We start from the raw sequence: 678 nt of genomic DNA on the forward strand, positions 1-678 counted from the left end.
TCTGGGCACAGTTCAGGCTTTCAACACCGTCACCATGAAGGCCAAGGTTGATGGCGAATTGCAACAGGTGCTCTTCACGGAGGGGCAGAAGGTCAAGAAAGGCGAYCTTTTGGCCGTGATAGACCCTCGTCCTTTTCAGGCCGCTCTTGATCAAGCGTCAGCAAAAATGGTGCAGGACCAGACCAACCTCAGCAATGACGAGGTTATTCTGCAAAGGGATAAAAAACTTACCGCTCAGCAGTTCACGACTGTAGAGACTACGCAGACACAGCAAAGCACCGTTGCCCAACTGCAGGCGCAAATTGCACAAGACGCCGCAGCCAAAAATTCTGCTGCCGTATCGCTGTCCTATACGCAAATGACTGCGCCCGTCGATGGACGCACAGGCATCAGGCTGGTTGATCAAGGCAACTATGTCCATGCGACCGATACCACCGGGATTGTCGTCATTACGCAAACGCAACCGATTTCAGTCGTGTCAACACTGCCTGAAGATGATCTGGAGGCAGTGCGTGCTGCGCAGGAAGCCGGTCCTGTTACCGTGACGGCTTTCACGCGCGATGGGAGTACAAATCTAGGTACCGGAACGCTCTCGGTCATTGATAATGAAATAGACCAGACCAGTGGCACGATGCGCTTGAAATCGACGTTTCCCAATATCGACGAGAAGCTTTGGCC

The 678-nt window shown here is 53.0% G+C and carries 1 protein-coding gene; it reads left to right on the forward strand.

All coding sequences use genetic code 11. The features are described 5' to 3' along the window. On the forward strand, window positions 1-678 hold a 678-nt coding region (locus ACXJ5O_RS28985; RefSeq protein WP_457302916.1), incomplete at both ends, for an efflux RND transporter periplasmic adaptor subunit.

The organism is Phyllobacterium sp. P5_D12 (assembly GCF_054049495.1).